This window comes from Kitasatospora sp. NPDC059577, assembly GCF_042735475.1.
Lineage (GTDB): Bacteria > Actinomycetota > Actinomycetes > Streptomycetales > Streptomycetaceae > Kitasatospora.
Genome location: NZ_JBHWBZ010000109.1, coordinates 1 through 14040 on the forward strand (window position 1 = coordinate 1; position 14040 = coordinate 14040).

Genomic DNA, 14040 nt, shown 5'->3' on the forward strand with positions numbered 1-14040 from the left:
CAACCCCGGCGAGGGGGTCCGCCTCCGCGGGTCCCCGCGGGGGGCGCTTGTCGGCTGCACCCGGGCCGCCCCCGCGCGCCCCCCGCCGGGCGGGGGGGGGGGGGCGGTGGAATCGATCACGGAGCGGCGTCATCGCAGGCCGGGGCGGGCTGTCCGGGCCCGAACGCTCCGAACCGGACCGTCCGCCCGCGGGGGGCGGCCGGCGGCTTTGTCAAGCCCGTACCGGAGGCGGCCGCGCGGCGATAGCGTCGGGCTCTCAACGACCGTTCCGACACGGTGAATTGGAGGCGAGGGTGACCGAGGCGAAGCCCGGGGACGGCAGCGCGGACGGCAGGCCCGACGGGCCCGGCGGTGGGGCCGGTGAGGCCGGCGGCGGAGCCGGTGGGGCCGGCGGGGAGGGCGGGGCCGGTGGGGAGGGCGGGCCGCTGCACGAGCGCGAGGCCGAGATCCGCTCGGCGGCGCGGGCGATCGGGGCGCTCACCGCTCCCGCCGGCAGCGAGGCCGGGGAGCTGCTGCTCTACACGGGCGCCGCCGGGCTGGGCAAGACCGCGGTGCTGACCGAGGTGCGACGGGCGGCCCGGCGCGCGGGCTGCACGGTGCTGTTCGCCCGGGGCGGGCAGCGCCAGTGCCACGAGCCGTTCCACGTGGTGCGCCAGCTGGTGCGCCCGGTGCTGGCGGCTCTGTCCGACGAGGAGCGGGCCCGGGTCTTCGGGCCGTGGGAGGACGTCGTCGGCCCGGCGGCCGGGCTGCTGGCGCCCCGCGGGCAGCTCGATCCGCAGGGCGTGCGGGACGGGCTGGACTTCGTCCTGACCCGCCTGGTGCAGCTGCGTTCCCCGCTGGCGGTGATCGTCGACGACCTGCACTGGGCCGACCCGGAGTCGCTCGGCTGGCTGGCGGGCTTCGCGGTCCGCACCCGGGAGCTGCCGGCCCTGCTGGTGCTCGCCTGCCGCGACGAGTTCCCCGACGACGCCCTGTCCCTGCAGCGCGGCCTGGCCGACCGGGCCGACCGCCGGCACGAGCTGCGCCCGCTGCAGCCGGCCTCGGTTGCGCACCTGGTCCGCGCGGCCCTGGGCGAGCGGGCCGAGGACGCCTTCTGCCGGCACGTCTGGGCCGTCACCGGCGGGAACCCGTACGAGACCGCCGCCCTGCTGCGCGAGGTCGCCGACCAGCGGCTCGACCCGGTCGAGGAGAGCACCGGGCAGCTGCGCGAACTCGCCGCCACCGCGCGGGGGATGACGCTGCGGCACTGGCTGGAACGGCTCGGCCCCACCGCGCTGCGCTTCGCCTGGGCGGCGTCCGTGCTGGACACCGACATCCGCCACGACCTCGCCGCCACCATCTGCGCCCAGGGCCCGGAGACCGCCGCCCAGTCCGTGCGGGAGCTGCGCCACCACCGGGTGCTGACCGGCACCGCGGGGGGCCGGCTGGAGTTCGTCCACCCGTTGGTCGCCACCTCGGTGTACCAGTCGATGCCGCCCGCGACCCGCACCGCGATGCACGGGGTCGCCGCCGTCGCCCTGGAGAACGCCGGCCTCGGCCTGCTGGCCGCGTCCCGGCACCTGCTGGAGATCCTGCCCGAAGGGGACGGCGCGATCGTCGACAAGCTGCGCCGGGCGGCCCGCGAGCACCTGGCCATCGGCGCGCCCGAGGCCGCTCAGCGCTGCCTGCGTCGCGCCATCAGCGAGCCGCCCGCCGACGAGGACCGGGCCCCGGTGCTCTACGAGCTCGGCTGCTCGGCGCTGCTCACCGACCCGGCGACCACGGTCAACCAGCTGCGCCTGGCGCTCGCCGACCCGTACGGCCTGGACCCCGGGCTGCGGGTGGACGCGACGTTCCGGCTCGCCCAGGCCCTGGCCCACAGCAACCGGCTCGGCGAGGCCGCCGCGCTGTGCGCCGAGGAGGCCGCGCGCACCGGGCCCGGGCCGGGGCAACTGCGCCTGGAGGTCGCCCACTTCATGTTCGCGGCGTTCCAGTCCGAGGACCCGGACGGTCCGGGGCGGTCGCGGCGGCTCGCGGAGTTCGACCGGATGCTGGGCACGATCGGCCTGGCCTTCAGCGACACCTTCACCGAGGCCTCCGGTACTGCCGACGCCGACGCCCGCGCCGAGGCGCCCGGCGGTGCCGGCGCGGGTACGGGCGGCGGGGCCGTGTTCGAACGCGACGGTCTGGCCCACGCGGTGGCGGTGCTGCGCTGCTGGGACCTCACGCTGCGCGGCGTCGACAGCGCGGAGGCGATCGCCCTCGGCGAGTCGGCGCTGCCGGGTGGCCGGCTGCCCCGCAGCCTGGGCTGGACCAACACCACCTGGGGCTTCGAGCTGCCCGGGATCCTGGGCATCAGCTACCTGTACGCCGACCGGGTCGACCGGGCGGAGGAACTGTTCGACGAGGCGGTGCGCGCCTACGAGGTCGCCGGGTGGAGCGGCGGCCACCTCGGCTTCGCCTACCTGCTGACCGGCATGCTCCGTTTCCGCTGCGGCGCGCTCGCCGCGGCGGAGGACTACCTGCGCCGGGCGCTGCGGATCGCCGGGCGGATCGGTCCGGGCACCCCGCTGCACTGGGACGCGGTCGGGGCGCTGGCCGAGACCCTGGCGGCGCGCGGCCGGGTGGAGGAAGCCCTGGAGCTGACGCGCGAGCACGCCTTCGGCCCGCCGTACCCGACGGTGATGGTGCTGCCGGACGCCCCGACGCTGTACGGGCGGCTGCTGCTGGCCCGGGGTGACGCGGCGGGCGCGGCCGCGACGCTGGCCGTCGCCGGGGCGGCCCTGGACGCGCGCGGGTGGCGCAACACGGTGTGGGCGCCGTGGCTGGGCCACCTGGCGCGCGCGGTGGCCCCGGAGCAGCCGGACCGGGCCCGCGGCCTCGCCGCGGAGGCGGTGCGCCGGGCCCGGGAGTCGGGGACGGACTCGGCCGTCGGCAGCGCGCTGCGGCTGTGCGCCGCGGTGCACGAGCGGCCCCGTGCGGCTGCCCTGCTGACGGAGGCGGTCGGGCATCTGGAGCGGTCGCCGGCCCGCTACGAGCACGCGATGGCCCTGGTCGACCTGGGGGAGGTGCTGGGCGGCGCGGCGGGTGGCCGCGGGGCGCTCGCCCGGGGGCTGGAGCTGGCCACCCGGTGCGACGCGGACGGGCTGGCCGCCCGGGCCCGTGCTCTGCTGCGGGCGGACGGCGCCGCGGGCTGAGGCCGGGGCGGCGCGGGCTGAGGCCGGGGCGGCGGTGCCGGTGGCCGGGGCGGCGCGGGACGGGCGGTGGACCTTGCAGATATCTGCACGCGCAACTATCTTTGGGCTCATAAATTGCAGCTGCAATCACTTCGTGGGTGCGCCCCTCCGTCCTGGCGCCGCCGACCCCTCGGGAGTCCGTCATGAGCACCACCCTCTTCACCCCGTACACCCTGCGGGAACTGACCGTCCCCAACCGGATCTGGATGCCGGCGATGTGCCAGTACAGCGCCGCGCCGGACGGGGACGCGGCCGGTGTGCCGACGGACTGGCACTTCACCCACCTCGCGGCGCGCGCCGCCGGCGGCACCGGACTGATCATCACCGAGGCCACCGCCGTCAGCCCCGAGGGCCGCATCAGCCCGTACGACCTCGGGATCTGGAACGACGAGCAGGCCGCGGCCTTCCGCCGGATCACCGACTTCCTGAAGTCCCAGGGCACCGTGGCCGCGATCCAGCTCGCCCACGCCGGACGCAAGGCCTCCACCGAGCGGACCTGGGTCGACCGCGGACGCCCGCTGGCCGCCGACGAGGAGCACGGCTGGGCGCCGGTCGGCCCCGGCACCGAGCCCTTCTCCCCCGCCCACACCGCGCCGCAGGAGCTGACCGAGGAGCAGATCGGCACGATCGTGCGGCAGTTCGCCGACGCCGCCCGGCGGGCGCTGGACGCCGGCTTCCAGGTCGCCGAGATCCACGGCGCCCACGGCTACCTCGTCCACCAGTTCCTCTCCCCGCACACCAACCGCCGCACCGACGGCTACGGCGGCACCTTCGAGGGGCGCATCCGCTTCGCGCTGGAGGTCGTCGACGCGGTGCGCGCCGTGTGGCCCGAGGAGCTGCCGGTCTTCTTCCGCGTCTCCGCGACCGACTGGCTCACCGAGAACCCGGAGGACGACCGCGAGGGCTGGACCTCGCAGGACACCGTCCGCCTCGCCAAGGAACTCCAGGCGCACGGCGTGGACCTGCTGGACGTCTCCACCGGCGGCCTCGTCCCCGACGCCCGGATCGACGCCGCGCCCGGCTTCCAGGTGCCCTTCGCCGAGGCCGTGCGCAACGAGGCCGGCCTGCCCGTGGCGGCCGTCGGCCTGATCACCGACCCCGCCCAGGCCCAGGCCGTCGTCGCCGGGGGCCACGCCGACGCCGTCCTGGTCGGCCGCGAACTGCTGCGCGACCCGTCCTGGGCCCGCCGCGCCGCCGCCGAACTCGGCGGCGAGGTCCTCTCCCCCGTCCAGTACCACCGCGCCTGACACCCCGGCACCACCTCGGCACCCCCGCGCCCGCCGGCCCCCGGCGAGTACGGGGGTGTCGGGCTTGAGTCGGAGTGCACTCCAAGCCCTACGGTTCTGCCGTGAGTCCGACCCGCCGGCCCCGGCAGGCGGGTCGGGACGGGACACGTGGGCCGCGGCACGGGCGGCCGGGAGACAGGAGCACCGCGATGAGCACGGACGCGAACGGCGCGCAGACCCGGCAGGAGCGCTTCGAGCACGGGATGGAGGTGCTGACGCGAATCGACGGGGAGGCCGGGCGCCGGGTCGTGGAGTCCCTGGGCGACATCAGCCCCGAACTCGGCCACCAGATCGTCGCCTGGGGCTTCGGCGAGATCTACAGCCGCCCCCAGCTCGCACCGCGCGACCGCCAGCTGGTCACCCTCGGCATGCTCACCGCGCTCGGCGGCTGCGAGCCAGAGCTGGAGGTCCACGTCAACGCCGCCCTGAACGTCGGGCTCACCCCCGAGCAGATCGTCGAGGCCCTGCTGCACTCCGCCGGCTACTGCGGCTTCCCCCGGGCGGTGAACGCCACCTTCGTCGCCAGGAAGGTCTTCGCCGAGCGCGGCCTGCTGCCCGTCACCGGCACCTGACGGGCCGCCACGGCCAGCGACCATCGGCCGCTGGCGGCGCGGATCGGCGCGCTGCCCGCCTCCGGGCTCCGGTCGGGGTGACCGCCCCGGGCACGGTCGTCCGGGAGACGAGAGGCGACACCGTCTTCGCAGCGGGCCGCGAACGATGCTCCGGCCCCGAGGGGCACCACCCCGCCTGCCCGCCGGGCCCGCGGCAACGCCTCCGGGCCACCCCTTCCGCTACTTTCGGTCGCCCTGGTGCGAGTCGAACGGGTGGAAGCTGGTGTCGCGGCAGTCGCCGACCGGGGGGCAGAGGAACAGGGTGAGGTCCTGGTCGCCTTCGGGGATCCGGATGCCGTAGGAGACGAAGGTGACGAGCTTTCCGCCGCCCAGGTCGACGGTACGGGTACGAACGGGGCCCAGCACGTGGTCGGTGTCGCCGTTGATCCTGAGGTTCTCGACCCGGCCGCGGAAGGCGGTGACCGTGTACCAGCCCGCTCCCGACCCCGTGTCGAAGGGCACGAGACGGTCGGCGATCAGGCTGTCGACGGAGCCGAACCCGATGCTCCGGGCGCCGTTCGCGCTGATGACCGCCGAGCAGACGTCGACGTTGTCGACCAGCCAGAAGACCTCCGCCCGGCCCTGCCCGTCGGAGTCCAGCACCGCCAGGGTCGCCAGGGTCGGCGCCGGGCACTGCTCGGGCCTCGCGGACACCGAGGACAGGTTGTCCACGATCCACTGGGCCGACGCCGGAGCCGGCTCGGGCAGCACCACCTCGTGCCGGCGGGGCCCGCCGCTCCCGGCCTGTGTCCGGACCGCCACGACCACGGCCACGGCCACCAGCAGCGCCGCCCAGCACAGGGCCCCTTGCCTGCGGTTCATCGCCCACTCCCCCGTAGCAACCCGTCGCCTCCAGGCCAGGTTCCGCCCCAGCAAGGTGGCCGACAAGGCCTCGGGATGTCCCGGATCCGTCCCGACTCGCCACGGCCGCGCGGGAAGTCGGACGTACCGGCTTTCCCGCGCGGCCGGGGCGGGCCCGGGTCAGGCCAGCAGGTCGGACTGGAGGGTGACGACCTGGCGGAAGGGGGCGACGGGGATGCCGTCGGGGTTGGTCATGGTGATGACGGCCAGGACGTCGGCGGCGGCGAGGTAGGCGACGCGGGCGGTGGGGGTGCCCTTGGGGCCGTTCGCCGTGGACTCCTGGGTGGTCAGCTCGACGCTGTCGACGGTGTCCCAGTTCTCGTGGGAGGTGGACTTGGTGTCGGGGGCGGCCTTGGAGCGGCCCTTGTTGCGCAGCGAGGTGTAGGTGTCCCAGGACTCGCCGGCGGAGCCGAAGCGCAGCAGCCGGATCTGGGTGCGGGTGCCGTCGGAGGTCGTCCACTCCCGGACGGTGGCCGCGCGGCAGGCGTTCTGCAGGAGCAGTTCGTGCAGCTTGGCCGGGTCCTGCTGCTCGGCGAGGATCGCGTCGCAGGGCACCCAGTCCGCGGTGGCCGCGGCGGCGGTGGGCGTGGCCGTCGGGGAGGCGCTCGGCGGGGCGCTCGGCGACGCCGTCGGGGTTCCCGGGGCGGTGGGGCTCAGCGTGGGGACCGGGAAGGTCGGGGCGGTGACGGCGCCGCCGGCCTCCTTGGGGGCGGGCAGCAGCAGGTGGCGCAGGTCCGCGTAGTGGAGGGTCTTGCCCTTGGCGTCCGGCGCGGGCTTGCCGGAGGGCAGGGGCGGCAGGGCCAGCGGCGGGAAGGTGTAGCGGCCGTCCTTCGCGGTGGCCAGGCCCGGGATGTCGGTGCGCTCGGGGGCGGTGACGGCCAGGGCGGTGCCGGTGCCGGCGAGGGCGAACACCAGGGCGGCGCAGCTCCAGCGCACCGCGGCCTTGCGGCGGCGGGCCCGGTGGGCAAGCCTTTCGACGGGATCCTCGACGGCGGCGGCGGGCTCGGTGAACTCGACGGCGCCGATGGCCGTTTCGGTCAGCGGCGGGGCCGGCGGGGCCGGCGGGGCCGGCGGGGCCGGCGGGGCCGGCGGCAGCGGGTCGGACGCGGGCTGCGGCGGGGTGGAGTGGTCGGTCATGCTGACGCTCCCGGGCGGGCGAGTCGGTCGAGCTGCAGGGTGAAGAGGGCGACGATCTTGTCCTTGGGCAGCGGTGCCACGCCCTCGGCGTTCATGACGACCAGCAGGTCGCCCTCGGCGGCCGAGCACTCCAGGTAGTCGATCGGGGCGGACGGCGGCGCAGGCATCAGGTAGCAGTGCGCCTCGGGGTGGCCGGGGATCGACGGGCCGATCCGGAACAGGCCGGTGTCGCCGGTGAAGACCGCGGTGTACTCGTTGATCCGCTGCACTTCCTGCTGGTTGAACTGGCGCAGCTTCAGGCCGATGACCAGGTCGTCGCTGCCGGCGAGGTAGGTGCGCACCCCGGTGGCCTTGACGTGCAGGCCCTCCCAGTAGGAGCGGAGCTTGTCGCGCTTCTCCTTGGGGACCTGCTGGAGTTCGGCGTCCAGCTGGGCGGACAGCTGCTCGCCGTTCAGCTCGGTGTCGTTGCCGTAGACGCCGTCGTCCGGGCCGGGTTCGTAGCCGGCGGGGACGGGCAGCAGCAGGTCGCGCAGCGAGCCGAAGTGGCTGCCGTTGGACTTGGCACCGTAGGGGGTGGCGGTCGCGGTCGGGGTGGGGCCGGTGGACGGGGCGGCTGCGGTGGCCGGGGCCGGGTCGTCGTACTGGGTCTTGATGATGCCGATGCCGATGACCACGCCGACCAGCGCAGCCGCGGCGGTCGCGGCGCCCGCGCGCAGCAGACGGCGGGAGGCGGCGTTGGGCGCGGCGGGGTGCGTCGCGTCGGCGTGCGGGGCCTCGGGGGCCTCGGGGTGCGTCGCGGCGGAGTCCGGCGCCTCCGCGTGCGGCGCGGTGGAGTTCGGTGCCTCGGGGGCCGTCGCGTCGGCGTGCGGCGCCTCGGGGGCCAGCGCCTCCGCGTGCGGGGCCCCGGGGGCCGGGGTCACGGTGTCGTCGTTCATATCAGCCGCTCCCACTGCCGCTTGGCGAGGTCCTTGAGGACGTCGGCGCTCACCTGCTGGGTGCCGAAGACCTCGATCGTCATCTGCACCGAGCCGCGCTTGGCGACGGCCTCGCCGTAGTAGTACTGCTCGGTGCTCTCGGCCCAGTTCCGGGCCGCGGTCTCGACCTTGTAGCCGCCGTTGGCGCCGTCGGCGAACGGCACCCAGCTGGAGGACTTCGCCTCGTCGGCGTGGTCGGCCGTGTACTGGACCAGCGAGACGCGGTAGCGGGTGTCGTCCTTCTTCCAGTCGACCTCGGCCGCGCGCCGGAAGCCGCGCGAGGCGAGGTCGCGGAACGTGAGGGCCGCGTTGCCGCTCTGCTCGGCGATCTCGCCGATGGAGACCCAGCCGGGCTTGTCCGGGTTGTCACCCCAGGGGGTGCTGCCCTCGGGGGCGGTGATCAGCAGCTTGGTCAGGTCGCCCTCGATGGCCGGCGGCGCGGGCTGCTGGGCGGCGAGGGCGGCCGGGTCGACCGTCCCGGCCGGGTAGGCGGGGCGGGCGACCTGCAGCGGCGGCAGCGGCGTGGGCGGGCGCTGGGCCTGCACGGCGTAGCCGACGCCGCCGCCGGCCAGGGCGCCCAGCGCCAGGGCGCAGGCGGCCAGGGCGACCGGGCGGGGGCGGCGCGGGGTGCGGGGTGCGCGCTCGGGGCCGGTCTCCAGCAGCTCGCCCGGCTGGGTCGGGAACGGCCCGGTGGCGTCCGGCCCGGTGGCGTACGGGTCGGCGGCGGGCGGCGTCAGGGGCGGCGGGACGGCGGGCGCGGGCGGCGCCGGTGGCGCGGCGGGCGCGGCGGGCACCGGCTCCGCGGGTTCGGTGGTCACGGGAGTGGCTCCAGAGGAGGAAGGGAGGGTGGCGTCGGTGGGCGGGCGGCGGCGCGCGGGGTGCGCGGGGCTCAGCCGCCCGAGGCGAGCCAGTCGCGCTGGCGCTTCATCAGCTCGCTCAGCAGCGCCTTGTCGGGCGTCCCCTTCACGTCGACGTCGATCGTGTACTGGACGTCGCCCTGGCTGGCGATGCCGGTCATCGAGCCGGTGTAGGCCTGCTGCTTGGGCTTCTTCAGGTAGCCGCGGGCGTCGGGGAGGCCGTCGAGGTCGATCGGGTCCAGCGACTTGATCTTGTAGCCCTTGACGAAGTCGGTCGCCATCGAGGCGGAGCCGAAGTGCAGCAGGGTGACGGTCACTTCGGCCTTGCCGTCGGCCGTCCGGTACATCCGGCTCGCGCCCTCCTTGTAGCCGTAGGAGGCGAGGATGTCCTTGATGCCGTCCTGCTTGCCGAAGATCTCGGCGACGTCGTCGTCGGTCATCGTCATGCCGTCGGCGGGCCCGTAGGACTCGCCGCCGGCGGGGATCGGGAGCAGGAAGTAGCGCAGGTCGCCCGCGTGCTTGCCGCCGCTGACGGTGCCCTTGACGGTGCTGGCCGGGGCGGGCTCGGTCGGGACGGCGGTCGGCACCGGGACGGGCTCGGGGGTGGGCGAGGCGCTCGCGGTGGCGCTCGCGCTCGCCTTCGGGGCGGCGGTGACGACGGGTGCGGCGGCCGGGTGCGGGTCGGGCTTGCCGACGGCGACGGTCACTGCGGCGCTGGCCGCGGTGACCGCGAGCAGGCCGGCGGTGGCCAGCGCGACGCCGACGGCGCGCGGCAGGCGGCGCGCGGCGGCGGGCGCGGCAGGGTCAGCGGCAGGCGTGGCGGCGGGCGCGGCAGCGGGCTGCTCTCCGGGAGCGGCGGCAGGAACAGGCGCGGGCGGCTGGGCCGGTGCCGGAGGTTCGGCGGCGGCGCTCTCGTTCTCGGGCTCGGGCAAGGGACTCCCCCAGGGAAGGAATGCGGAATTCCACGCGCGGGGCCCCCTCGTGGGACGTACTCCCCCCAGCGGGTTCTCCGGACCGTCCGTCACGCGTGTCAGCAGGAATTATGAGAGTTCGCTGAAGGCGCTGCCAACAAAATCAATCACCGCACTCTCCCCCAATGCTTGATGAACCGGACACGTCGTGATCTAACCGCAATGGGCCGCCGCGGCCCGGTGTGACGATGTCGCGGCCGCGTCACCGCTCGGCACGGAACCCGGCCCGGGGGTGTGGGCGGGCTGCCCGGCGGTAGGAGGATCGACGGGAAGGCCGGACGACGGGGGAAGGACGGCGCCGTGACGGACGGGGGGTGCGGCCGGGGGTGGACGGCGTCGGCCGCGGTGGCACTGGCGGTGCTGGCTGTGGCGGGCGCGACGGCGGTGTGGCACTGGTCGCTGGACGAACCGGTGGGCGGGGTGCGGGAGTCGGTGTGCGCGGCCGCGCTGGCGGTGGCGGTGGCCGCGGCCGTCCCGCTGCGCGGGCGGGCGTCGGGCCGGGGGTTCGCGCCGGTCGGCGCGTTCGCGGTGGTGTTCCTGCTGGCCGCCTGGGGCACGGTGTTCGCGACGGCCCAGGCCGCCGACACCATCCGCACCCGGGTGCACGAGCCGCGCAGCGTGCCGGCCGTGGTGACGCATTGCCGGGTGAGCGGTCAGGTCCCGGTGGAGGGCGGCGGTCTGGGGGCCAGGACGTACGCCTGCACGTACCGCTGGAGCGTGGACGGGCGGTCGTTCGGCGAGGAGCGACCGGTCGACGCGCCCTACCCGGACGGCCACGAGACCCGGGTCCGGCTGGAGGACGGCGGGCGGATGGCCACCGGCCGGCCGAGCGCGCTGTCGATCCCGTTCTGGATCGTCCTGGCCCTGGCCGGGCTGGCCGCCTCGGGGGCCTTCGCCTTCCAGCTGGTGGCGTGGGCGGCGGACGCGGGCCTGTGGGACGACCGACGGCGGGGCTGACCGCGCGCCGGAGGGCGGCGGGCTGACGGTGCGCCGGGACCGGACGGCGGCTGACGGTGCACCGGAACCGCGTCCTGAACGGATCGGGTACGGACGGACGTGGACGGGAGTAGGAGGGCCGGCACCCCGACCGCACCTCGACGACGCCCGGACCGCACCTCGACCGCGCCTCGACCGCACCCCCGCGCCGCCCCGGCGGCACCCCGCCCTCGATAGGTAATCGATCGACATATGTCGCCCGACTGACTATCGTGGGCGGTGCGGTGGCCGTCGTGCCGCCGCGTTCCCGACCCACGCGCGAGAGGACCTCCGTGCCCCGACTCCCCCGTACCGCCGGCACATTCGCCGTCGGTGCCACCGCCGTCGTGATGCTGGCGCTGGCCGTGCCGCCCGCCCTGGCCCTGCCGGCCGCAGGCGCCCCCGCACCGGACGCGGACCCGGTGCCCGCCCTGGTGGACGGCACCGGCACCGCCGCCCCGCAGTTGGTGACCGGCCTGTCCGAACCCGCACCCGGCGACCCGGCCGGGGCCGCGCTCGCCCACCTCGCGGCCCACCCCGACCGCTACCGCATCGACACCGGCGAGCTCGCCGCGCTCGGCTCCACGACGGGCCCCGACGGCCGCAGCACCGTCAGGTTCGAGCAGCGCCACGGCGGGATACCGGTGCTCGGCGGCCAGTACCTGGTGCACCTGTCCGGCCAGGGCGCCGGGCAGAAGGTGGAGTCCGCGGGCGGACGCTACTTCACCGGGCTGAGCGCCCCCACCACCCCCGCCGTCCCGGCCGAGGCCCTGCAGCGGGCGGCCGTCGCCGAGCTCCCCGACCCGCCGGCCCGCGCCGGCGCCACCGCCGAGGACCACGGCCCGGTGATCCTGCCCGACGGCCCCGGCCGCCTCACCGAGCACTACACCGTGCGCGGCACGGCGGGCGGCACCGCCCGGGAGGTGTACGTCGACGCCACCACCGGTGCGGTCGCCCTCGCCCACGACGCCCGCGCGCCCCGGCCCGCCGCCGACCCGGCCCCGGCCACCCCCGCACCGGCCGCCCCCACACCGGCCGATCCGGGCACCGGGCTGCAGCCCGCCACCGGCACCGCCCCCGACGCCCACGGGCGCAGCACCGCGGTGAACATCGCCAAGCGGGCGGACGGCACCTACCAGCTCACCGACCTCACCCGCCCCGCCACCGTCACCACCTACGACGCCGCCGGGCGCGACGCGGGCGACTTCGACGGCGTGCCCGTCCCGGCCGACGCCGCCCCGGCCTCCTCCCCCGCCCCCGCCTTCCCCGCCGCCACCGGGGACGACGGTGCCACCGACGCGCACGTCAACGCCGGGCTGGTCCTCGACTTCTACCGCAACCGGCTCGGCCGCAACGGTCTGGACGGCCAGGGCGGGGCGATCGTCTCGGTGGTGAACGTGAGCGACGGCGGCAAGCCGTTCCCGAACGCGTTCTGGGACGGCTCCAAGATGGTCTACGGCTCCGGCCCCGGTTCCTACCCGTTCTCCGTCGCCCTGGACGTGGCCGGGCACGAGATGACCCACGGCGTCGTCCAGCACACCGCCAAGCTGCTCTACCTCAACCAGTCGGGCGCCATGGACGAGGCCATCGCCGACTACTTCGGCAACGCCATCGAGGTCACCGCCCGCGGCCTGTCGATGGACGACCCCGCCGCGGCGCTGCTCGGCGAGAGCCTGTGCCGCACCGGCACCCCGCAGGCCTGCGCCACGCGCCGTCTGGACGACCACCGCACCACCACGGCCGACTTCCTGGGCACCCGGTACTCCATCGACTCGGGCGGGGTGCACCTCAACTCCACCATCTTCGGCGGCGCGCTGTGGGACATCCGGCGCACCCTCGACCCGCTCACCGCCGACCGCGTCGTCTACCACGCGCTCGCCGACTACCTCACCCCGCTGGACGACTTCCAGGCCGGACGCGACGCGGTGCTCGCCGCCGGCCGCGACCAGGGCCTGGACAAGCGCCAACTGCGGGCGCTGGCCGCCGCGTTCGACGCCCACGGGATCCGTCCCGGCTGGCAGCGCCGGCTCGGCACCGACAGCCGCATCCTGCTGCAGAACGTCTCCAACGGCATGGCCACCCCGGCCGTCGCCCGCGGCCACTGGGTGATCCTCGGCGACGGGGCCGCCGGCACCGGGCTGTACACCGGCACCGTCGACGGGCACGGCACCCCGGTGCGCCTGAGCCCCGAGGACGGCCGCATCCACAGCTGGGCCGCCACCGACGGGACGAACGCCGTGTGGGTGGCCATGGGCGGCCCCCCCGGCACGGGGCAGGAGGTGCTGACCGCTCCGCTGAGCGGCGCCGGCCCCGTACGGAGCGTCTTCCGCTCCACCTCCCCCGCCCAGCAGCTCGGCAACGCCCGGATCTCCGGCACCGACATCGTCTTCACGGTCTCCGAGAACGGCCACTCCCGGCCGTACCTGAGCCGCGACGGCGCCGCGCCGGTCGCGCTCCCGCTGCCCGAGGGGCACGCCGTGTCCGAACTCACCCTCAAGGACGGCCTCGTCGCCTGGACCGAGACCTGGCAGGACGGTGACCAGCAGGTGACCGTACCGACCGTCTACTCCGTCGCCGCCGGGAAGGTCACCGCGCGGTACCCCGCGCACGCCCCGGCGGGCTCCGGGCCGAGCAGCGCCGGCTCCCTCACCCTGGCGGGCGGGCGCCTGCTGTGGGTGGACCTTCCCGACGACCGCACCGTGCGCAGCACGATCCGCTCCGCGGCCCCGGACGGCTCGGGCGTCGTCGACCTGGTGGGCGCCGGTTCCCCGAACGCCCCGCGCTCCACCACCCTCGCCGTCTCCGACCAGGCCGTCACCTACCGGGTCGAGGGCGACAAGCCCGCCGGCGGCTGGACCAACGCCGCGCTGCCGAAGCTGTGGCAGGTCCCGCTCGCCGGCGGCACCCCGCAGCGGCTGTCCTGCAACCGCGGTGGCCAGTACGAGGCCGCCGCCGACCAGGGCACCCGGGTGGTGTGGCTGGACGCCACGGTCGGCCGCACCGACCTGGTGGTCCGTGACCGTCCGGCGGGCACCTGCTGAGCGGATCTCACCGGCGCAGCGGCGGCGGGGGGGGGGGGGGCCGGGGGGGGGGGGGGGGGCCGCCGGAGCTCGGGCACGGTGAGGCGCCGGGAGCGGGGGCTCAGAAGGTGAG

General features: G+C 76.2%; 10 protein-coding genes. 5 read left to right on the top strand and 5 right to left on the bottom strand.

The genetic code is table 11. From position 1 onward, the window contains the following. Positions 1-425 precede the first annotated feature (425 nt). From ACFV0O_RS40570 to ACFV0O_RS40580, 3 genes are all read left to right on the top strand, one after another. Entirely contained in the window at positions 426-3176 is a 2751-nt protein-coding gene (locus tag ACFV0O_RS40570; protein ID WP_380349831.1) for an ATP-binding protein, read from the top strand. A gap of 182 nt (positions 3177-3358) precedes the next feature. Next, positions 3359-4462: an NADH:flavin oxidoreductase/NADH oxidase gene (locus ACFV0O_RS40575; protein WP_380349806.1), complete on the top strand. Its 1104-nt coding sequence runs from the start codon at positions 3359-3361 to the stop codon at positions 4460-4462. 188 nt (positions 4463-4650) lie between these two features. Next, the gene (locus ACFV0O_RS40580) at positions 4651-5073 is read left to right on the top strand and encodes a carboxymuconolactone decarboxylase family protein (RefSeq protein ID WP_380349809.1); all 423 of its coding nucleotides are present in this window, start codon (positions 4651-4653) and stop codon (positions 5071-5073) included. Between the two features lie 219 nt (positions 5074-5292). On the opposite strand, the gene ACFV0O_RS40585 is transcribed toward ACFV0O_RS40580, so the two are convergent. The 5 genes from ACFV0O_RS40585 to ACFV0O_RS40605 all read right to left on the bottom strand — a co-directional run bounded on the left by ACFV0O_RS40585 (position 5293) and on the right by ACFV0O_RS40605 (position 9873). Further along, a complete protein-coding gene (locus tag ACFV0O_RS40585) occupies positions 5293-5934 on the bottom strand; it encodes a hypothetical protein (RefSeq protein ID WP_380349811.1) in 642 nt (213 codons plus the stop codon). A 159-nt stretch (positions 5935-6093) separates the two neighbouring features. Continuing rightward, positions 6094-7110: a hypothetical protein gene (locus tag ACFV0O_RS40590; protein WP_380349814.1), complete on the bottom strand. Its 1017-nt coding sequence runs from the start codon at positions 7108-7110 to the stop codon at positions 6094-6096. Continuing rightward, positions 7107-8045, bottom strand: coding sequence for a hypothetical protein (locus ACFV0O_RS40595; protein WP_380349816.1), 939 nt, complete (start codon positions 8043-8045; stop codon positions 7107-7109). Before ACFV0O_RS40595 ends, ACFV0O_RS40590 begins: the two co-directional genes overlap by 4 nt. Beyond that, positions 8042-8902, bottom strand: a complete 861-nt coding sequence (locus tag ACFV0O_RS40600; RefSeq protein WP_380349819.1) for a hypothetical protein — start codon at positions 8900-8902, stop codon at positions 8042-8044. Before ACFV0O_RS40600 ends, ACFV0O_RS40595 begins: the two co-directional genes overlap by 4 nt. 71 nt (positions 8903-8973) lie before the next feature. Next, the gene (locus tag ACFV0O_RS40605; protein ID WP_380349822.1) at positions 8974-9873 is read right to left on the bottom strand and encodes a hypothetical protein; all 900 of its coding nucleotides are present in this window, start codon (positions 9871-9873) and stop codon (positions 8974-8976) included. A gap of 339 nt (positions 9874-10212) precedes the next feature. Between ACFV0O_RS40605 and ACFV0O_RS40610 the strand changes: the two genes are divergently transcribed. Together ACFV0O_RS40610 and ACFV0O_RS40615 are read left to right on the top strand one after the other, a co-directional pair. Further along, the gene (locus tag ACFV0O_RS40610; protein ID WP_380349825.1) at positions 10213-10869 is read left to right on the top strand and encodes a hypothetical protein; all 657 of its coding nucleotides are present in this window, start codon (positions 10213-10215) and stop codon (positions 10867-10869) included. A gap of 311 nt (positions 10870-11180) precedes the next feature. After that, on the top strand, positions 11181-13928 hold the full coding sequence (locus ACFV0O_RS40615) for a M4 family metallopeptidase (RefSeq protein ID WP_380349828.1): 2748 nt from the start codon (positions 11181-11183) through the stop codon (positions 13926-13928). The last annotated feature ends 112 nt before the right edge of the window (positions 13929-14040 follow it).